The sequence below is a fragment of the Bacillus sp. AY18-3 genome (assembly GCF_008042305.1).
Classification (GTDB): domain Bacteria; phylum Bacillota; class Bacilli; order Bacillales; family Bacillaceae_G; genus Bacillus_A; species Bacillus_A wiedmannii.
Genome location: NZ_QKQR01000002.1, coordinates 95,926 through 117,948, shown reverse-complemented (window position 1 = coordinate 117,948; position 22,023 = coordinate 95,926). Strand labels below are relative to the sequence as shown.

Genomic DNA, 22,023 nt, shown 5'->3' with positions numbered 1-22,023 from the left:
TTATCAATATGCGTAAATAAAACGGAAATTATGTAATAAAATGGAAATGGTGATACTTTGACTCAAATGAATTTGAAAAAACTTGAAGAGGTAGTAGGCGGTGAAGGGTTACAAGAATCGTTTCATCACATAGAGATACATGGTGTCTGCATAGATTCCAAAAGCATTAAAGAAGGAAATGTATTTGTTCCAATCATTAGGGTGAAAGATGGACATGATTATGTGAAAGAGGCATTCGATAATGGAGCTGTCGCTTCCTTATGGAAAAAGTCTTACAGCACTCCGCCAAAAGGGATGCCAATTATATTTGTAGATGACACTTTGTTTGCTTTGCAACAATTGGCACAATTTTATCGGAAAGAGCTAAATGTAAAAGTAATTGGAATTACAGGTAGTAATGGCAAGACAACGGTAAAAGATATAATAAGCACGATTTTAAGTACAACTCATCGTGTGCATAAAACAAAGGGAAACTTTAATAGTCAAATCGGTTTGCCATTAACTATTTTAGAAATGAAACGAGATACAGAGTTTTTAATTCTTGAAATGGGGATGAGTGAAAAAGGACAAATTCGAAACTTATCAATAATAGCACAGCCAGATGTAGTGATCATTACAATGATTGGCCATTCTCACTTAGAGACGCTTGGATCAAAAGAAGAAATTGCGAAGGCTAAATTAGAAATTATTGATGGATTAAAAGATGAAGGATTATGTTTGTATAATGGTGATGAACCGTTGCTTTTGAAAAATAAGAATTTATCGAGTATAAATTGTAAGGCATTTGGTGAAAAGTATACAAATGATTTGTTTCCAACAAACGTGCAATTAGATGAATATGGTGTTCATTTTAAATTAAATGATTCAAAAATACAGTACGATGTTCCCTTGCATGGAAAACATAATATTTTAAATGCGATTGTCGGAATCGCCGTAGGTCAATATTATAATGTCCCTACAGAAAAAATACAGGAAGCACTACGGCAAGTAAATATTACTCATATGCGCTTTCAATTTTTAACTGCTAAAACAGGTTTTACAATTATTAACGATGCATGGAATGCCAGTCCCTCTTCAATGAAGGCCGCAATTGAAACGTTACAGACATTAAATGCCTATAAGAAAAAAATGATAGTAATTGGGGATATGTTGGAGTTAGGGAAGAATGCTGAAACATATCATAGAGAAATTGGTAAAATGTTAAATCAAGAGAGCATTCAATATGTATTCACTTTTGGAGAGTTAGCTGAAATTGTAGCGGAAGAAGCGAGAAAGAAATATGATATAGGAAAAGTACAGTCATTTAATAGTAAAGCCAAGATAGCAGAGGAAGTATTAAAAGTTATTACGAATAAGGATATCATATTATTGAAAGGCTCACGTGGAATGGCTTTAGAGGAGATTGTACAAAATTGGATATGAAAGATCAAAATATATTTAAAAAGGCTTGCGTTTTATAAAACAAAGAGATAGAATACTCTGTAAATATAAAAAGTGAGGATCAGGAAAAGTACATAATGCAAAGGTCTACAGAGAGCAATCGGTTGCTGAGAAGATTGCGATACCGCATGATGGAAAGACACCTGTGAGTGTTGCTTTGAACGTGATAATTAGTAAAAGCAAACGGTACCTACCGTTATCAGGGCTAAGATGGTCATTATGACAATTTGGGTGGTACCGCGGAAAAATCCGTCCCTATTTATAGGGGCGGATTTTTGTATTCTTTGAAAGGAGGTGAGTGACCGTGGATGATGACGATGACAACAACAATAACGTAAATAAATATAAAATTACTGGAGGGAAATGTAATGAAGCGTTCACTCACAAAAGAATGTACGGAGCAAGGCGGCAAGGTTGTATTACTTCAAGGATGGGTAAAAAAAATTCGTCATCTAGGTAATATTAGTTTTTTATTAATAAGGGATCGATCAGGAGTTATGCAATGTGTACTAGAAAATGAGTTAGCTGGATTTAAAGTAGATGTGGAAAGTGTTGTGCAAGTAGTTGGTCAAATAGTAGAGACTTCGAAAACAGAATTAGGGGTGGAAGTGCTTGCTCATGAAGTGAAAATATTAAACGGCGCAGAACCACTTCCATTTGAAATAAATAAAAAGAAATTGCAAGTTGGCTTAGATCAACTTCTAAATGAGAGAGTATTATCATTAAGACATGAGCGAACCGACGCGATATTTAAAGTAAAATCTACGCTCGTTCAGAGCTTTAGTGAATTTCTTATAGAGAACGATTTCACACGTGTATTTACTCCGAAAATTGTTTCACAAGGGGCAGAAGGAGGAGCAAATGTTTTTAAGCTTCCATACTTTCAAAAAGAAGCTTATTTAGCACAATCACCTCAGTTTTATAAACAAATGATGGTAGCTGGAGGGTTAGAACGTGTTTTTGAAGTTGCACCTGTTTACAGAGCGGAGCATCATAATTCTTCCCGTCATTTGAATGAATATATATCGTTAGACGTAGAACTTGGATTTATTCATGATTTTTATGAAGTGATGCAACTAGAAACGGATGTTTTACGATATATGTTTCAACAAGTAGCAAAAAACTGTGAAAAAGAACTAAAACTATTACAAATAGAAGTACCTGTTATTACAGAAATACCGAAAATTACATTGTTACAAGCGCAAGAAATTTTGAAAAGTAAGTACCAGAAAGAATTGCCAATTGGGGATTTAGATACAGAAGGTGAGAAGCTATTAGGGAAATATGTGAAGGAAACATATAAGAGTGAGTTTGTTTTCATTACACATTATCCGAAAGAAGCTAGGCCGATGTATACGATGCCAAATAAAGAGAATCCATCTATTACTGATTCGTTCGACTTACTATATAAAGGACTAGAAATAACTTCAGGGGCGCAGCGAATTCATGATTACGAAATGTTACTCACTTCTTTTAAAGAAAAAGGATTACATCCAGATACGTTTCAATCTTATTTAAATACATTCCGATATGGTTGTCCCTCGCACGGTGGCTTTGGAATTGGATTAGAGAGAGTTGTATACAAACTATTGGAATTAACAAATGTACGAGAGGCGAGTGCTTTTCCGAGAGATTGTACGCGTCTTATACCGTAAGAATAACCCCCTTCTATAGTGTAGAAGGGGGTTATTCCTTTCAACACATGTTAAAAGGAATAATTTTTTGTGTGAAAATATGTAAATTATATTAAGAACATTTTATAATGAATTGAGAAAAAGAAAATTCATAAGTTATAATGAAATATGAATATAAAAAAAGTTCATATAATAATGTATGGAAGGGTATGAAACATGTTATATCAAACTCAAGCAACACAACAAACACCAGCTTATATAATTTATCTTCTTGATGTAAGCGCATCAATGAACCAAATGATGGATGCAGGCGGAGAAGAAAAAAGAAGAATTGATATTGTAACGGATGCTCTTTCTTTAGCGATTCGCCAAATGGTATTTCGTTCAACAAAAGGTAGTCGCTTGCTTCCAAGGTATAAGTTATCTATTTTAGCCTATAGCGATCATGTTTTTGATTTATTGGGTGGTGTGAAAACAATAGACGAGGTAGCAAGACTGCGTCCATTAGAAAAAATTCAAACGCATCGTTTAACTGATACAGCAAAAGCTTTCTCTGTAGTGGAGAAGTTATTGCAAAAGGAATTACCAAATTTACAAGATGGACCAGCTCCTGTTGTTTGTCATATGACAGATGGGGCATCAACTGGTGAAGATCCAGAATTAATTGTACGAAGAATTATGAATATGTCTGTACCTGATGGAAACGTACTAATTGAAAATATTTTTATTTCAGATGAAATTATGCAAGAACAAATTTCTAATATAAAGAAGTGGGAAGGGATTATGCCAAATACAGAGATTACAGATGAATATGGTGCAAAGTTGCAAAGACTTTCATCGCCTATACCTCAAAGCTATCGTGAGATGATGACGGAACATGGGTTTCATATTGCAGATGGTGCTGTGATGATGTTTCCTGGGACAAATGCGGACTTAGTATCACTTGGATTTCAAATGTCTGCTGCAACGCCGGTTCGATAGGAGGGGGGAGTAAGGTGAAATATACCCTATCGCAAAAGGAAGAAACGGTATTGCAAGAAAAGGAAACGAAACATTTTACTTATAGATATAGTTATGTAAGAGCAAAAGAAACGCAGGATTTAAACGAGAGTGGACAAGACTTTCTAGTATTTCTAGATAATGGAACTAGTTTCGTATTTGCCTTATGTGATGGTGTAGGGCTATCTTTTCATGGTGAAATTGCTGCGGAATTTCTTGGTATGAAGTTAGTAAACTTGTTTGATACATGTCAAGAAAGTGGACTGGATATTGCTATATTATTAAATGAACAGTTAAATAATTGGATAGAAGAAGCTTCAGAGGAAGTGAGTGCATTTCGATTGCCAGAAGAAACACCGTGGTTACTACGCGATGTTTTGGAAGAAAAGCGAAAAAAAGGTAGTGAAGCGATGTTTACTGGCGGGAAAATAGAACTCATTCCAAATCAAGATAAAGTACAAATAACGATAGTTACACATGGCGATTCATTTGTACAATTGTTTCAAGATAAGGAGAATTGTTCGAATGTAATGAAGTTTAATAGAAATATAAAGAAAAGATGGTCTACACAGCGAGGCATTATTGGTGGGGAATTGGCGGTTTTTTCAAAGGTATTATCTAGACAAGAAGCTAATCGGATAGTTATTCACTCAGACGGACTTTTGCCACTTAAGCAGTATAACTTTGAGGAAGTGTTAAAAGAAATTGAGAGGGCACAGAACTCTCCGACAAGCGATGATATTTCATTTTTAGATGTTTCTTGGTAACAAACATGATGGAAAAAAGGTGAATAAACGTGGAAGAGATTATTGTGACATACATAAAACAGTCAAATGAAGAAATTGATATTGCAATTCCAAATGACGTAAAAGTGGTGCAAATTATTGAAGCGATTTTACATCATGAAAAAATAGATGAAGCATTAAGCGGAATCTATGAAATTAGAGTAGCAAAAGATAAAGAAGAGTGGCATTCTATTCGAAATGATGAAACGTTGCGCGATAATGATGTGTGGGATGGACAATATGTAATGCTACATAAAAAAGGAGCAATTATCCCTTCTTTTGAAATGATGCCAGCAGAAGAAGTTTATAATGAACCTGTTAAACAAGATATGTCTTCTAGTGAAGAAGATTATGTATGGAAAATCATTGAGTAATAGTTTTGGGATGGGGAAGGAGAAATGTTTTGTGCAAAAATCACCGTATTTTCAACGCTCTCCGCGTGTGAAAGTAGATATACCGACAGGGGATGTTATTATTCATGATCCACCGAATATACCGGAGGAGCCGAAGTTTTCAATTGAAACAATGTTACTGCCTGCAATGATGACGGTTTTAACATTGGTATTATATTTTGTAATGATGAAATTTATGAAGATGAATTCAAGTTATATGCCATTAATGATGGTTTCAAGTATTCCGATGTTGGGATCATATATAATTACAACGATGGGGCATTTCCGTAAAAAGAAAGAACATCGTCAAATGGTTGAACAATTACAAACAAGATATTTAGAGCAAATTCAAAAGCATCGAGTGGAATTAGATACGTTAAAGGTTGAACAAGCAAAATATTTAATTACACAAAATCCAAGCCCATTAAAAAGTGTACAAAGAATTGAAAATCGGGAAAGTAATTTATGGGAGAGAACACCTGAAAGTCCAGATTTTTTAGATATTCGTATTGGTACAGGAGAAAGACCATTTCTTGTAAAATTGAAGGTGCCTGAACAGAAAGGTTATGAAGAAAATCCATTAGTTACAGAAGCGCAAAATGTGAAAAGGGATTTCAATACGATACCAAATGGACACATTTCTATTTCTTTGAAAAAAAACGATGTAATTGGTGTAGTTGGAAATAAAGAAGATAGACTAAACTTTATTCGAATTGTAACGACGCAAATTATGACGCATCATGCACCAAATGAAGTGAAAATAGCAGCCTTTTATCATGAGAAAGAGAAAAAACAATGGGATTGGATGAGGTGGCTTCCTCACGTATGGGATGAACAGAGAAGTATGCGCTTTTTATCTGAAAATCAACAAGATGCACAGAAACTAGCTGAAGTACTATTTACCCCACTTAACATGCGTAGAATCTATAATTCCTCTGCGCAAGCGGATGCAAAAGTTCCTTTAATTCCGATGTATGTCTTTTTCTTATCAGCGAGAGAATTTTTAGAAGATGATCCTTTAACTCCAATGTTACTTAGAGAAGGTGAAAGTGTAGGAGCTTCTACATTTATTTTTGCGGAACAAAAGGAACGGTTACCGATGGAATGTGATCTTGTAATAAGTTTAAATGAGGAAAATGGTGAGTTAGTAGAAACGTTTTCAAGTTCAGCTGAAAATAGTGGGACAACGCGTGCTAGTTTTAAAGTAGATCGACTTTCATTCGAACGATGTGAACTAGGAGCGCGAAGCATTGCTCCAATTCGAATGAAAAGTTCTACAGCAGCCAACATTCCGAAAGTATTAACATTTTTAGACTTGTTTCAAGCTAAAAATATGGAAGAGTTACAAGTGCTAGAGAGATGGAAAGAAAATCGATATCCGACTTCATTACCGGTTCCAATTGGTGTAAGAGAAGGAAGTAAACCTGTTTTTCTAAATATTCACGATAAAATAGAGAAAAAGGGGCATGGTCCGCACGGTCTAATGGCTGGTACAACTGGATCCGGAAAAAGTGAAGTAATTCAGTCTATAATAGCCGCGTTAGCGGCAACCTATCATCCTCATGAGATGGCATTTATGCTTATCGACTATAAAGGTGGTGGAATGTCAAACACATTTGCGGGATTACCGCATATTATTGCATCTATTACGAACTTAGAAGATCCAAACTTAATTGAGCGTGCCAGAATTTCATTAAAGGCAGAATTAGAGCGTAGACAAAAATTATTCATTCAGGCTGGAAATGTTCAGCATCTAGATGAATATTATGAAACAAGCTGGCGTGAAAAAGAACCTTTACCACATTTATTTATTGTTATTGATGAGTTTGCTCAAATGAAAAAGGAACAACCAGAATTTATGGACGAGCTAATTAGTGTCGCTGCAATAGGAAGGACGTTAGGAGTTCACTTATTATTAGCAACTCAAAAACCTTCAGGGGTTGTAAATGACAAGATTTGGAGTAACTCGCGTTTTCGAATTTGTTTACGTGTACAAGATGATGCGGATAGTCGTGAAATGTTAAAGATTCCAGATGCATCAAAAATCAATGTACCAGGACGAGGGTATCTCCAAGTTGGTAGCAATGAAGTATTGGAATTATTCCAATCAGCATGGAGCGGAGCACCTTATAATCCAGATGAAGAGAAAGTTCTTGATATTGTTGATTTTACAGAAGTTAAGCTCTCGGGTGAAAGAATAAAAGTGAAAAAGCGTCCAAAACCAATGACAAATAGCCCAAAACAATTACAGGCTTTTATTCAATATGTACAGAGCATATCAGAAAAAGAAAATATTAAAGCATTACCAGGACCTTGGCTGGATCCATTACCGGAAAAATTATTGTTAAAAGAATTTTATGCTATGGAAGATTGGACAATTGCTGAGTGGAATAAATCAAAAGAATATTTACAAGTAACAGTAGGATTAATTGATGATGTTGCAAATCAAGCTCAATTTCCTCTGAAGTTAGATTTACAAGAAGGGCATTTAAATATTTATGGTATGCCTGGTACAGGAAAAACGACGATGTTGCAAACAATTATTATGTCTCTAGCCGTATCTCATACACCAGCAGAAGTGAATTTCTATGTTATTGATTTTGGTCGAATGTTCTTAGATTTTAGAGATTTACCTCACATTGGCGGGATTATACAAGAAGGCGAAAATGAGAAAATGAAACGTCTATTCGGATTTTTAAAGAAGGAAATCACGATTAGAAAAGAGAGCTTTTCTAATATCGGTGCAAAATCATTCTCTATGTATAACCGAATGGTAGAAAAGAAAATACCAGCAATAGTAGTGATGGTAGATGGTTATATAAGATTCAAAAATGAATTCGAGAAAGAAAATGAAGTATTAGAATTATTATTGCGTGAATCAAGCACATACGGAGTATATTTCTATTTTTCTCTGAATCAAACAATAGATATGTTCGATCGTGTTCGTAATAATATACCGATGGCACTTACATTTGAATTGCAAGATGGAACAGAATATCATAACTTAGTTGGCAGACCTAAATTCCCATTAATTGAAGTTCCTGTTGGCCGTGGATTAATGAAAGGGCAACCGCCGGAATTATTCCAAGCAGCATTGCCGTTTATTGGGGAAAGTGAAATTGAGTACTCTCAACAATTAAAAACAATTATTCAAAAAATGAATGGAGAATGGAATGGTGAAAAAGCAAAAGCTATTCCAATGGTACCTAAAGAAATATTTGTAGAACATATGATTGAAAAATTAGAAAGAGCTCATATTTCAGCAGGTATAGAAACAGAGGATATTCGTTTGCAAAGTTTTTCTTTAGATGAAATGAGTCATATATTTATTGGGGGAAGAATAGAAGGTGGAAAAACATCGCTATTACAAACACTTCTATTCACTACTACATACCAATACTCTCCTGAAAAGGTTGAGCTATACTTAGTAGACCTTGGTGAAAGACCTACAGGCTTATTAGCTCTTGGAGATTTACCTCATGTGAAGAAGAAAGTTACAGATGGTATGCAATTAAAAGAAATGTTAGATGAATTGTTAGAGCTAATAAATAATAGAGAACCAATAATGCCTTCGATAGATCCAAACGCAACAGTGGAGATTTCATATAAGCGAATAATCATTGCGATTGATGATATCGATCAAATGTTAACTATATTATCTACTGATTATGAGGCAAAAAATAAAATGGAACTAATAGTCCAAAACTGTAAAAATAAAGGGATTCACTTTATGACAGCCGCTACTACGTCTAGCCTAAATAGCTATTCTCATGAAAAATGGTTTGCAGAAATTAGAAAGAGAAGTATTGGTTATTTATTGGGAACGACACAAAATAACGATGTGTATTTCTTTAATATGAAACTGCCACATACTGAAATGGATCAAGAATTATTAAGTGGGAATGGATATTGCATACGTAGAAAGCCAATCAAAATAAAATGTGCATATACACCATTACATTTACTTCGCACGATGACAGATAAAATTAGTGTGAAATGGTCAGAATTAAAAGTGAAATAATATTAAAATAGGGTTAAATTACTAGAAAATAGAATATTTTTGTAATTTAACTCTTTTAAAATTGTATGAATATAGTTTATAATCTAATTGTTGTATCATTTATGATTTGAAAGGGGAAATTATTACGATGGCAGAAATTAAAATCACACCAGAAGAACTTGAAAGAATCTCAGGAAATTTTAAAAACGCAGCAGGAGAAGCTCAAAGCCAAATTAATAGACTTGAGGGCGACATTAATAGTTTAGAAGGTCAATGGGCTGGGGCAACACAAGCGAAATTCCGTGGAGAATTTATTCAATCTAAACAAGCAATGCAACAATATATTCCAATTTTAGAGGGGATTTCTACAGATTTAAAACGTATTGCTGATAAATTCCGTAACACAGATAACGCATACTAAGAATAGAACAATCGCAAAAGACCGGGAGCTATTGTTCCTGGTCTTTTTTTGAAAAATTGCTATACGAGAGTAAGGGGATAAAATGGGATTCCGACCAGAAGTAGGAGAAAAAATTAACCTTAATAAAGATGTGTATCGTTTTGAGAAACACCCAGCTGTAATTGGTATTGAAATGCCCTATGGTCAAGAAGGAAGACAAGGAACAGTATATCAATTACAACAAGAAAATGGTGTGGACCGAATTGCATTAAAGGTTTTTAAGGAACGCTATCGTGAGGAAAAACATCAACTAGCATTTCTGAAACCACTTTCTTCTTTAGCGGGTCTGAAAGTATGTTCACGCTATATCGTTACTACAGAAGAACATATATCTGCTATCGAAAAATCAGAAGATCTTGCTAATAGTATTGTAATGCCTTGGATTGAAGGTCCAACTTGGGCTGATATTTTACAAGAACAACGAGTGTTATCAAAAGAACAATGTTTCTTTATTGCAGAAGCATTTCTTACAACACTTAAAATGATGGAGGAAAAAGAAGTTGCTCATAATGATTTATCGTCTAGCAACGTACTCGTACCTTTCTTAAGTGAAAATGCAATTGAAGGTCAACACTATATCGAACTTGTTGATGTTGAGCAAATGTATGGCCCAAAAACGAAAAGACCTTCGTTATTGCCAGCAGGTTCAGCGGGTTACGCACCAATGTATTTAAAAAGTGGAGTATGGCAAAAAGAAGCCGATCGATTTGCAGGCGCTATTTTATTGGGAGAAATATTAAGTTGGTGTAGTGAAGAAGTTCGAAATAAAAAATGGACGGATGCAAGCTACTTTAAAACGGAAGAAATGCAGACAGAATGTGGAAGGTATACGTTACTTCAGCAAGTATTACATAATCAATGGAACGGGGAAATTGCAAAATTATTTAAGCAGGCATGGAGTAGTAATTCTTTCGCAGAATGCCCAAGCTTTGCACAGTGGTACGATGTATTTAATAGCGCGAGAGAAAGAATAAAAATTGATGCGGAAAGGCAGTCAGCAGAAGAACACTCTCTTTTTGTATCAAAATGTTTGGAAATTGCAAGATTATTAGAAGAGAGAGGATTTAAACAAGCGGCATTATATGAATATAAAATAATTTTCAATTCACTCAATCCATCAACAGCTCTGCAAAAAGAACTCGCATATATCATTCAAACTATGGAGAGTCAAGAGCCTGAAATAAATAATAAAATGGTCCTACAACATTATTTGGAATTAGCTACTGAATTGGAACGAGAAAACAATGCAGCATTTGCTTGTTTCGTCTATTCACGAATCGTACAATTTCCAAACATTGATCAGGCGTTAAAACAGGAAATTGAAAGCATTATTAAAGAGATAGAAGAAGAGCAAGGAACACAGTCGCAGCAAGAAGTAGCAGCTACAATTACAGTGCCAAATAGCATTCTACAGAGCCGAAAACAAACAAAAAAACAAGTGGAATATGATATAGATGATGAGATTTTAAATGCAAAAGCATCCAATCAACCACTTACAGTAGCGCATGAACAAAGTGAACCGTCACCTTTTTCTAAATGGTGGAAAAAGAATAAAAAACGGATTTTGATTATTGGCTCAACTGTAGTAGTTGTAATAGGTGGTTCGACGTTGTTTTATTTCTACACAACAAATGCTAAATATCAAAAGTTTATGGAACAAGCACGACAAGCTTATGATGATAAAAAATATACAAAAGCTGAAGAAGCTGTTGGACAGGCAATTGCTGTGAAAGGTAAGGACGAGGCTTATCTCCAATTAGCAACGATTTACATTGCTGAAGGAAAAAATAAAATTGCAATCGATTATATTACAAAACTAATAAAAGATAGAGAAATCGATAAAGAAAATAATGAAGCTGCTTATCTATTAGCTTCAGCAAATTTCCGAATTGGAAAATATCAAGAAGCAGTGCAAAATTTTGAACAAGCGTTAGCGAATAATGCAAAAGGAATTGAACCATACAAAAAAGATGCGATGCGAGATTTAGCTGTAAGTCATATGAAAATGAAAGAATTTGAAAAAGCGGAAGATGTTATTGTCAAAATGAGCACGAAGACAAATGAGGATAAGGCAATTGTTTCGTATTTAAAAGGTCAATTATCAACCGCAACGGTACAGTTAGACAAAGCAGAATCTTTCTTTAAAGAAGCTATTATGCAAGATTCAAAGAATGCCATATATACAATTGAACTTTCAAATTTATATGTGCTTTGGAATAAAACAAATCTAATTGATAGTGCAAAGAAAGAAATGAATTATCAACAAGCATCTCACATTTTACAAGTAGCGATTCGAAAAGATATGAAAAATATTGAGTTGTTAAATCAACTAGGAATTGTGTATTATGAAGCGGGTCAATTTTATGAAACGCGAGATGGTGCAAAGAGTACTGCTGCATATCAGCAAGCGTTAGAAGCTTACAATAGAGTTGTCAGCAGTGGAACACGCGACATAAATACGCTTGTAAATATAGGGATTTTATACGATAAAGTGGGAAAAGGGAATGAAGCAGAGAAGCTTTTCACAGAAGCATACGCACAAAATGATGAAAATCCACATGTGAATTTTGCATTCGGGATGTTTAAAATTAAACAGAAAAAATACGAGGAAGCAAGTCGTTTCTTAAGAAAAACAGTGCAAGCAAATGAAAATGAATCCGAAGTAAGAGCTGCGCAAGAAAAACTAACAGAAATGAAAACAAACGGTTGGATTCAATAAAGATAGGAAAAGGGGAAAAGGACATGGAGGAAAACAATAATAACTTAGGGAAAAAAGTCGCTATATCCGTAATGTCGGTAGCATTACTAGGAACATCAGGATATCTTGTGTATGACAAAGGCTTTAAGACAGCAGGAAAAGAACAAGTAAAACTAGCTAGTAATACAGAAGAGAAAAAAGATGATCGTATTACAGGGGGCGATTTACAGTCTATGTTCCCAAATTTAGTCGCTGATCCTGCAAAAAAAGATGAAAAACCCGGCGAAAAACCAACTATTAATTTAGCAGACTTAATTGGGAATAATAAATCACCAATTACGCCAGTAACATATAAACCAGATGAAGTATCGGTGGAAAAGAAAGATCCACAAATCAAATTATCGGATGCACCAACTCCACAGAAACTAGATTTACCAACTAATATGGTTGGACCTGTGGCAGAGCCAAGTAAAAAATCGCTAGATAATTTAGTGGATCAAGGGAAAACACCGGGTGATGGAAAAACAGCAGGTGGTGGAGAGACACCAGGTGATGGGAAAATGCCAAGTGGTGAAAAAGAACCAGAGAAACAACCAAAACCAGGTGATGATAAAGAACCAGAGAAACAACCAAAACCAGGTGATGATAAAGAACCAGAGAAACAACCAAAACCAGGTGATGATAAAGAACCAGAGAAACCAAAACCAGGTGATGATAAAGAACCAGAGAAACCAAAACCAGGTGATGATAAAGAACCAGAGAAACCAAAAACAGGAAAAGCAAAAGAACAAAAAGAACCAGAGAAACCAAAACAAGGTGATGATAAAGAACCAGAGAAACCAAAACCAGGTGATGATAAAGAACCGGAGAAACCAAAACCAGGTGATGATAAAGAACCAGAGAAGCCAAAACCACCTGTACCACATGATCAAATTATTGTATCCCCAATAACTGGAGATATTTTAGTAGAGTGGTATGCTGGAAATGGAGAGAAATATTCATCTGTATTCTTTAATGAGTATTACGGGAAAAAGCAAGACTCTAATAAATTAGATATGTTAGCTGAATATTCCGAGGAACTGAAAGATTTGACACTTATATCTCAATTAAATAAGGAGTCAAATGCAAAAACGCTGGCTAATCATAGACTAACATTGGACAATTTGGGAGAAATTTTAGCTAATAAAAAGAATTATTCGAATCAAAGTGAATTATTTTATTTGCGTAATCAAATGAATACACTTAAGGAAAAAGTTACAACACAACAAGAGTTACAAAAGTATTTAAATGAAAAACAGAAAGAGTATGTTCAATTTGTTGGAAAGTTAATATATGATAAAGCTGTATATGAGGAAGGGCTTTGGTTGGAAGATCCGTATAATCCGGAGAATCTAGTCTATTTAGAACAAGCTTTAAGTAAATATTATTTAGTCACATCAGTGCTCGAAAGTGTGGATCCAAAAATAGTAGAAGCTGCAAATCAACATGTAGAGAAGATTTTTTACAAACTTTTAGAAGAAGAATTAAAGAATATTAACATCGATAAACCGGTAGTGACATCTAATAATGGTACTAAGGAAAACGTAGGTACAGAGGAAGAACCTGTAACTAGCAGTAATGGAGAAAAAGCGGTTAAAGAAGATAATAAGGTTGAGATTGAAGCGTCAGAAATAGCTAGTGAGAAAGATAAAAAAGATCAATTAATTGAAAGTGAAAAAAGCAATATAGAAAACAAGGAAAAGATAGAGCATAAAAATAAAGATAGCAAAGATACAGTTGATCAAATGAAACCAGAAAAATCAGAAAAAGAAAAAAGAATTGATCAAGCAATTGAGCAAATCGAAACATATTTAAATTCTGAAAATCCACAATATGAAAAGACATTAAAATTAGTAAATGAATCGATTGCTGATGCAAACAATCAACAAAAAGAAAAACTAGATCAGCAATTTAGTGTGGCTGTAGAGGGACTTCAAGGACAAATAAAAGCTCCTACTACTTCAGTGGAAGTTGCTCTAAATAAAGCAAATTTATTAGCAAATACAGCAGGGGTTGAAAAATCCGTTCAAGATGAAGCTAAGAAATTATTAATGCCACTTATGTTTGAAAGAAAAGCAATAGAGGCTGCGAATATGGGAGAGTATTATACAGCTGTATTGAATATTGCGAATGCAATTCGCACAAAACACCCATTAGAACGTTCAAGAGAAGAAATGGTTAATTATGCGAATAAATTATGGGTAAAGACAGAAAATGAATGGAATGAAATGAATGGAACAACAGGGTGGCAAAATAAGGTAGAAAAAACAGTGCTACCATCATACACATTACTGGCACAATTAAAGGATATCGATAAGACTATTGGCCAAATTAACGGAATGAGTATGATTGATAGTGCATCAAGAAAGATGGAAGGGATTCAGCTAATACAAATAGCGAGTGCAAAAGCGAATGAGCCAGGAAAACTTTTTGATGCTTTACATTACTTCGGACAAGCTTCAAATCGCGGGGTAAATGATGTAAAAGGATTCACTAAAGTTGTAAATGAAGTATTATATGAAGCGGAGCAAGCGGAAAAAAGTAATTATTTATCAGCATTAGAAATTTATCAAATTCTTTATAAGACGCCAGGCATTGAACTGACTGGAATGAAAGATAAAGCCAAAGCTGCCATTGAATATTTAAGTGCATTTGATGCTGCAAATAAAAGGGCTAATCATGTAAGCACTATTGAAGATTTAGCATCAGTAATTGAATTAACACATCAATCAATCATGCTAGGGTATCAGCAGGAGCCTGTAAATAAATTTATGAAGGCTGTTTCTGAAGAAATGTTAGAGACAGGTGAAAAGTATTTAAAGAAAAATGATAGTAATAATGCATATAAATGTTTCGAGTTTTTAACTCGACCAATATATTCAGCTACAATTGATGGAGAATTGCGCCAAAAAGCAATGAAACAATTAAACGAAATTAAAGCTATAAACGTTCAAAAATAATTAGATTTAACATTCGCCATCTTACTTTGCGTAAGATGGCGAAATTATTTCGCATAAGGAGTGAAGTTCAATGAGTTTACTAGAAATTTGTCCATTAGATGAGGCGTTAGTGGAAGCTTTACAGAATGAAGAAAAAAGAGCTCGTTTTTATGAGATATTACAGAAATCAAATTTGTACGTTGTTGCTTCGGTAGAGGGAGATACAACTATAGATGAAGAAGGAAATTTGATTTCAACTGAAAATACACAATTGCAAATTCATTATTTTGAAATGGTAGAAGGATTAATGTTACCACTGTATTCTGATTTGAAACATTTAGAAATGGTTATTCCAGAAGAATGTCCGTATGTCTCTATGAATGCAGTTGAATTATTAAAGACGATAGATTTAGAGGCAAATGTAATATTAAACCCAGGAACAAAATTTCAAAAATTATTTGTAAAGGAAGAAATTGAAGCGATTTGTGATAACAGTATTTTTGATGTTTTTTCTAAAGAGAATAAGTAAAAATTGATGCAGTTCTATTTCTTTTTGGTATAAAATAGAGGAAGGTGGGAGAAGGCTTGGAAATTAAGGTCAAACCTGAACAACTCGAACAAATTGCCAAAAACATATCAGAGATGCAAACACACAGCCAGAATATACAACAAAATCTCAATCAATCTATGTTTAGTATTCAAATGCAATGGCAAGGGGCAACGAGTCAGCATTTTTATGGGGAATATATGAGATCAATGAGTCTCATGGAATCGTACATACGTAACTTACAAGTTACAGAAAAAGAATTACGGCGTATCGCTCAAAAGTTTCGTCAAGCAGATGAAGAATATCAAAAGAAACAAAATGAAAAATTGAAAGAAACCCATAAAACAGAAAAGAAAAATGAAAAATCATGGTGGGAAAAGACAGTAGAAGGAGCAGCTGAATTCATTGGAGTAAATGATGCAATTCGTGCAGTTACCGGTAAAGACCCTATTACAGGAAAAGAATTATCATCAAAAGAAAGACTCATCGCCGCAGGATGGACACTCCTAAACTTTGTTCCTGTTGGAAAAGTGGCAAGTCTTGCTGGAAAAGGAATAAAGTATGTCGCTTCTAGCTTTGGGAAGACAATTGTAAAAGCAGGAAAAAGACTAGGTGAAGGCGTAACAATGGTAGCCGGAAAAGCTGGAAAAGCAGCCGTCGATGGTATAAAAACAGCCAGCCACAAAGTAAAAGAGGGTGTAAACTTTGTAGCCTCCACAGCAAAAGGATTTGCCGATAAAATCGGAAGTCTATGGAACAAAGGTGCCACAACCGTAAAAACAACCTTCTTGCAAGGGAATGAAAAGATCCAGCACGCAGTAAAAACATTACTGGAATACAAATGGATCCCAGGCGAGGGAAAAGGCTTCGCCATGGCTGGAGTAGGAAAGGTCTCAGGAGGAGGACAGTATTCTCTGAAAGAGGCTTATCAGTATATGGAGAGTAAGGTTGTTAAGGGTACGGGTAAAGGCGGCAGTACTGTAAGTGAAGTTAAAACATTTGTGGACAAAGGGAAACATTTTACAAATGGAAGAAAAAATAGATTAAAGCCTAATATTAGATATAAAACGGGAGAGTATGATTACTTTTATGAAACAGATAATCTTGGAAGAATTGAAAAATTTGAAACAGATAAGTTACAATTAACTGAGAGAGAGAAGAGATTATCACATAGCAAAAATACACTAGGAAAAGTAAAAGGGCAAGATCATGCAGGACATTTGGCTGGTGATAGATTTGGAGGGTCACCTAAAATTGATAATTTAGTTTCGCAATTATCTGATGTTAATATGAAGCAGTATAAGAAAATTGAAAATGAATGGGCTACAGCTTTGAAAGAAAAACCCCCTAAAGAAGTAACAGTTGATGTTGAAATAATTTATCATGGCAATGATATGCGTCCAAAGGAATTTATAGTTAATTACTCGATTGATGGTAAGGCAGACTTCAGAGTTATTAAAAATTGATTTAAGGAGTGAAAAAGTAGTATGAAAGAATTTGAAGATAAATTTAGTGAATTGCAAGCAGATATGATATCTATATGTATGGAATATGTTGAAGATAGGGCGGATAAAGTGTACGTTTATGCTTCGCGTGAGGAAGGAATTATTTCGGGAAGTTTCTTTTATTGCATTAACAATAAATATGTAGAACGTCATAAAGTAAATGATGCATTGGAAGATGAAGACGAAAGATATGATGTTTCTACTAAAAGACAGTCTATGGTATTACGCATTATATGTGAAGATATTGAGAAAATTGAAGAATTATGCAAAGAATATGAGCGTGACATGCCAACTGAGATGAAATTGATATATGATGTTCATAGTGGCAAGTTTAAAGCTCAATATAAGTATGATTTAGTATATACGAATGATGAAGTTAAAACAGCTAGCCATATTGCTGATGAGTGGTTTGAGGAAGTGAAAAATAATAAACTTTAAAAAATTTATAGTAATAGATATATTTAAACTGAATTAATAACTCATGAAAGTTTTAGCATCTATTTGTATAATAGCATTTGCATACAGGAGTGACAAAGTATTGCTGTAATTAATTTAAAACATGTTATGTAGTGTACAGAAAAATAGTAGGCTGTTAAAAAGTATATACTTCATGATGGTTGTACCATCATAGTGTATTATGTGCAATGATAGAATAGGAAAAGAAGTACGAGCTTAGGCGAGATGACATTTTACTGTGCGACGAATATAAAGACATTGAATGGACATAAAACTAACCAAATCGTACAAACTCGTAAGTTTTAACGTAGTAGTTGTTATGACATATAAAAGGTGTCATACTGTTACTATAAAACTTACAAATTTATGCTACTTAAAAACATATGAACTTAAAGCACTTGATTGTCAATTAAAGGCAACAAGTGCTTTTTGTGTTTTAGCGTAGAAATAAGTTGGTACACGTATAATTTTATAAGTGTATTAAGTGTTAAATTTTATAGACTGTAATGGATTTGTACAGTGTATGACGATAGTAGAGGAAAAACTAAAGGGTTGTATTATGTTTTGAAGTCATCGTAAAGTACGTTTTAACGGTTGATGTAAGAGTACATCCAATAACAGGTGGAGTCGTCTACTACAGCGGTAAATAACGCTATTCAACAAAAGGAGTCATCGCAACAACAAGATAACGATGATCCAGAAGAAGGTACTGCTGATAGTGGTGATGATGACGAAGGATAATAAAAAGGTTTCTCAACAAATTTTAATATAACCCTTGACAGTTACAAATATAACCGATATACTTCATATTAATTTCAAAAGAAAATATATTCTAAATATTTAATTGTGTTGAATAGGAGTAGTAAGGTCGTATATTTGTACAGAGAGCTATGGGTTGGTGTGACATAGTCAAATGACATCCTGAACTCGCCTAGGAGCAGTAAGGTGGAACGGAATCACATTCTTAGTAAATCTTAACGGTTAACCTTCGATATTAGGTTTGTAATCAAACGATTACTACTAAGGTGGATTCATAATGGAATCAATAAGGGTGGTACCGCGTTAAGTAAATGGCTTAGCGTCTCTTTATATAGAGACGTTGAGCCATTTTTTTATTTTATGGAAATAGAAATGGAGGGTTTATTCGGATTGGTTTACAAAATTTAATTATTTATATAAAGTAATTTAATTAGGAGGAAAATAAGATGAAACAGACGGAGCAATGGACTTCGAAATTAGGTTTTATAATGGCTGCAGCAGGATCAGCAATTGGACTTGGCGCAATATGGAAGTTTCCTTATATCGCTGGGAAAAGCGGGGGAGGAGCATTCTTTTTAATCTTTATATTATTTACTGTATTAATTGGATTACCACTACTTATAGCTGAATTTATGATTGGGCGCAGTACACAGAAACAAGCAGTTGGAGCATTTAAAAGCATCGCACCTAATACAGGATGGCACTGGATTGGACGTCTTGGCGTCGGAACGTGTTTTATATTACTTTCGTTTTATAGTGTTGTAGGTGGATGGGTATTCATTTATTTGTTCAGAGGACTAACAGGACAACTTATTATTCCAGGACAAAATTACGGAGCATTATTTACTGAAACAATTGGAAATCCGACTTGGGCAATTATGGGACATTTCGCTTTTATGTTCATTACGATTTGGGTTGTATCAAAAGGTGTACAAAATGGAATTGAAAAAGCAAGTAAATATATGTTGCCAGCGTTGTTCGTTTTATTTGTCGCTCTTATTGTTCGCTCACTAACACTAGATAACGCAATGAAAGGTGTGAAGTTTTTCTTACAACCAGACTTCTCAAAGATTACTTCAGAAAGTATTTTGTTCGCAATGGGTCAATCTTTCTTTGCAATTAGTATCGGGATTTCTATTATGGTTACCTATAGCTCGTATTTAAATAAAAAAGAAAGTTTACCAAAATCAGCAGTTACAATTGTTGGATTGAATTTATTTGTTTCATTATTTGCAGGTCTTGCTATCTTTCCGGCCGTATTTTCATTAGGAATGGAGCCGACAGAAGGACCTGGATTACTATTTATCGTATTACCATCTGTATTTAGTCAAATTCCATTCGGTGGGTTGTTCTTAACAGTATTTCTTGCACTATTTACATTTGCAACATTAACATCGGCATTTTCTCTATTAGAGACAGTTGTTTCAGCATTAGCAAATGGTGAACAAGAAAAAAGAACGAAATTATCATGGATAATCGGTTTCGGCATTTTCTTAGTAGGTATACCATCCGCGTTATCATTTGGAGTATGGAGTGATATTACGATTTTCGGAAAGAATATTTTTGATGCAGTAGACTTCTTATCTAGTAATATACTAATGCCACTTGGTGCACTATTTATTAGTATTTTCGTTTCATTCAAAATGGAAAAGAAGGTACTAGAAGCAGAGTTTTTTGTAGGTGGAAATTATGGAAAGAAAGTATTTATTTGTTGGGCGTTTTTACTTCGATTTATAGCACCACTTGCAATAATCATCGTCTTTTTAAATGTAATAGGGATTATTTAAAATTAAATGTTATAATATTCAGTAAAAAAGAAGGTGATGGTCATAAAAGCGAATTTGATAGAAGTAGGAAAATATATGAATATTAGAGGGGAAAAACTATACGTTGAAACGCATGGAAATCCTAAAAATAAACCAGTCCTATACTTGCATGGTGGACCAGGAGAAAGTTGCTATGATTTTTCATTTCATCAAGCGGAACGTTTAAAAGATTCTTTATATGTAATAATGATAGATCAAAGAGGTGTTTGTCGCTCAGAAGAAATTACTGAGGACGAAGCTTTTGGATTAAATGATTTGATTGAAGACTGTGAGGAACTAAAAAAAGTATTACAAATTGAGAAATGGTCTGTCATTGGACATTCTTTCGGTGGATATTTAGCATTGTTATATGCGTCGATATATCCAAGTTCAATAGAGAAAATCATATTTGAAGCGCCAACTTTCGATTTTGCATTAACAAGTAGAGCTTTGTTACAAAAGACAGGGCATTTATTAAAAAAGTATGGAAAAGAAGAAGTAGCAGAAGAGTCTATCGCTTATTCATCTAGCAATGCTACTTCAGAAGAGTTGCTAGAAGCTTATATAAGAATAAGCAATGAATTAGAAGAAAATAGAATGGAGATTTACAATTATAAGGAAGATGTGACAGACGAGAGTTTGTATAGTGATGAAGAGTGGGAAGTATTTTCAAATCGCTCCAAAATTCATTTTGATAGATTAAAAATAGAAGGAGCAGTTCATACTTCATTATTACAAAAAATAAAAGATATACAAAATCCAATGTTATTAATTGTAGGAAAACATGATGCAGTAACGTGTGAAAAACAAATTGAAATATTTAATAAAGATGCTCAAAATGGGGATTGTATTGTATTCGAAGAGAGTGGTCATACACCGCATTATGAAGAAGCAGATCGATTTGCGGAAATAGTCATTCAGTTTTTGAAATAAAATAGAAAGGGAGCTTCGTATAATGAGAAGCTCCTTTTTTAGATTTTAGGATAAGTGATTGCAATGTTAGGCCATATGTTTTGCCATTTCTTTTTATTAACTCTAGTGTTGTACATATGTAATCGCTCTTTTGTTTCAAGAAAATGAGCTGTTGGCCTCACTTGTAAGGAAAGTACATCTTCAATACCGCATGGGGCCGTTAATATGACGTTGTTTAATTCATCAAGTGTAACTCCTAAAGCAGTTGCTGTTTCAGGAAATTTAGAAATAGCATCAACAGAAGAAGAATACGGTGGCATATTATTCACTACATGCATACGAGCTTGATTTTTTACCGACCAAGGTATAGAAGCATCCATATTTACCAGTGCTTTCTCTAGTGATTGCTCATATACCTCATCTGTATGTAATTGATCAAAATAAATGACATCAATATCTGGTGTAGCCGTTCGTATTTCGTAGTCATGTAAAGTATCCCAAATTTTAGAGCGAACAAATCCGGCGCAAATCCACCAATCTGGTAGCTCTAGTGATTTTGCCATTTGTAATATATCCATCATCCATTCGTCGTTTTCTATTAAGCGAATTATATCTTGCTCTGTTTTTATATTCATTGATAAATCTACCTTTCT

15 protein-coding genes, 1 pseudogene and 2 other annotated features are annotated in these 22,023 nt (G+C 34.2%); of the genes and pseudogenes, 15 read left to right on the top strand and 1 reads right to left on the bottom strand.

Annotation, left to right across the window (positions count from 1 at the left end):
* The first annotated feature begins 66 nt into the window (after positions 1-66).
* The 15 genes and pseudogenes from DM800_RS01145 (at position 67) to DM800_RS01075 (ending at position 21,391) form a co-directional block, all read left to right on the top strand.
* Complete coding sequence (locus DM800_RS01145; protein ID WP_147786239.1) at positions 67-1,422, top strand: UDP-N-acetylmuramoyl-tripeptide--D-alanyl-D-alanine ligase; 1,356 nt, start codon at positions 67-69, stop codon at positions 1,420-1,422.
* Positions 1,423-1,488: 66 nt separating this feature from the next.
* Positions 1,489-1,700 (top strand) — a binding site (T-box leader).
* A 108-nt stretch (positions 1,701-1,808) separates the two neighbouring features.
* The gene (gene aspS / locus DM800_RS01140) at positions 1,809-3,095 is read left to right on the top strand and encodes an aspartate--tRNA(Asn) ligase (protein ID WP_147786238.1); all 1,287 of its coding nucleotides are present in this window, start codon (positions 1,809-1,811) and stop codon (positions 3,093-3,095) included.
* A gap of 195 nt (positions 3,096-3,290) precedes the next feature.
* On the top strand, positions 3,291-4,055 hold the full coding sequence (locus tag DM800_RS01135; protein ID WP_044792564.1) for a vWA domain-containing protein: 765 nt from the start codon (positions 3,291-3,293) through the stop codon (positions 4,053-4,055).
* 14 nt (positions 4,056-4,069) lie between these two features.
* On the top strand, positions 4,070-4,840 hold the full coding sequence (locus DM800_RS01130) for a PP2C family serine/threonine-protein phosphatase (RefSeq protein WP_147786237.1): 771 nt from the start codon (positions 4,070-4,072) through the stop codon (positions 4,838-4,840).
* Positions 4,841-4,869: 29 nt separating this feature from the next.
* On the top strand, positions 4,870-5,232 hold the full coding sequence (locus DM800_RS01125) for an EsaB/YukD family protein (RefSeq protein ID WP_000391141.1): 363 nt from the start codon (positions 4,870-4,872) through the stop codon (positions 5,230-5,232).
* A 31-nt stretch (positions 5,233-5,263) separates the two neighbouring features.
* The gene (gene essC, locus DM800_RS01120; protein WP_147786236.1) at positions 5,264-9,271 is read left to right on the top strand and encodes a type VII secretion protein EssC; all 4,008 of its coding nucleotides are present in this window, start codon (positions 5,264-5,266) and stop codon (positions 9,269-9,271) included.
* Between the two features lie 127 nt (positions 9,272-9,398).
* Positions 9,399-9,671 (top strand): WXG100 family type VII secretion target, encoded by a 273-nt coding sequence (locus DM800_RS01115; protein ID WP_002141592.1) that lies wholly within the window; start codon positions 9,399-9,401, stop codon positions 9,669-9,671.
* A gap of 82 nt (positions 9,672-9,753) precedes the next feature.
* The gene (locus DM800_RS01110) at positions 9,754-12,429 is read left to right on the top strand and encodes a tetratricopeptide repeat protein (protein WP_147786235.1); all 2,676 of its coding nucleotides are present in this window, start codon (positions 9,754-9,756) and stop codon (positions 12,427-12,429) included.
* Between the two features lie 23 nt (positions 12,430-12,452).
* Positions 12,453-15,407: a hypothetical protein gene (locus DM800_RS01105; protein ID WP_147786234.1), complete on the top strand. Its 2,955-nt coding sequence runs from the start codon at positions 12,453-12,455 to the stop codon at positions 15,405-15,407.
* A 70-nt stretch (positions 15,408-15,477) separates the two neighbouring features.
* Positions 15,478-15,915 carry an SseB family protein gene (locus DM800_RS01100; protein ID WP_147786233.1) on the top strand — a complete coding sequence of 146 codons (438 nt, stop codon included), beginning with the start codon at positions 15,478-15,480 and terminating at the stop codon, positions 15,913-15,915.
* 56 nt (positions 15,916-15,971) lie between these two features.
* Complete coding sequence (locus DM800_RS01095; RefSeq protein ID WP_088609116.1) at positions 15,972-17,399, top strand: WXG100 family type VII secretion target; 1,428 nt, start codon at positions 15,972-15,974, stop codon at positions 17,397-17,399.
* Between the two features lie 21 nt (positions 17,400-17,420).
* A complete protein-coding gene (locus DM800_RS01090) occupies positions 17,421-17,876 on the top strand; it encodes an immunity protein YezG family protein (protein ID WP_088063235.1) in 456 nt (151 codons plus the stop codon).
* A gap of 596 nt (positions 17,877-18,472) precedes the next feature.
* Positions 18,473-18,635, top strand: a pseudogene (locus DM800_RS30020) (PepSY domain-containing protein); the annotation flags it as partial.
* A gap of 99 nt (positions 18,636-18,734) precedes the next feature.
* Positions 18,735-18,983, top strand: a binding site (T-box leader).
* A gap of 116 nt (positions 18,984-19,099) precedes the next feature.
* Positions 19,100-20,440, top strand: coding sequence for a sodium-dependent transporter (locus DM800_RS01080; protein WP_088609117.1), 1,341 nt, complete (start codon positions 19,100-19,102; stop codon positions 20,438-20,440).
* 36 nt (positions 20,441-20,476) lie between these two features.
* Positions 20,477-21,391: an alpha/beta fold hydrolase gene (locus DM800_RS01075; RefSeq protein ID WP_087982571.1), complete on the top strand. Its 915-nt coding sequence runs from the start codon at positions 20,477-20,479 to the stop codon at positions 21,389-21,391.
* A gap of 38 nt (positions 21,392-21,429) precedes the next feature.
* Here the strand turns inward: DM800_RS01075 and DM800_RS01070 are convergent, their stop codons facing one another.
* Positions 21,430-22,005, bottom strand: a complete 576-nt coding sequence (locus DM800_RS01070) for a nucleotidyltransferase family protein (RefSeq protein ID WP_087982569.1) — start codon at positions 22,003-22,005, stop codon at positions 21,430-21,432.
* Between the last annotated feature and the right edge of the window lie 18 nt (positions 22,006-22,023).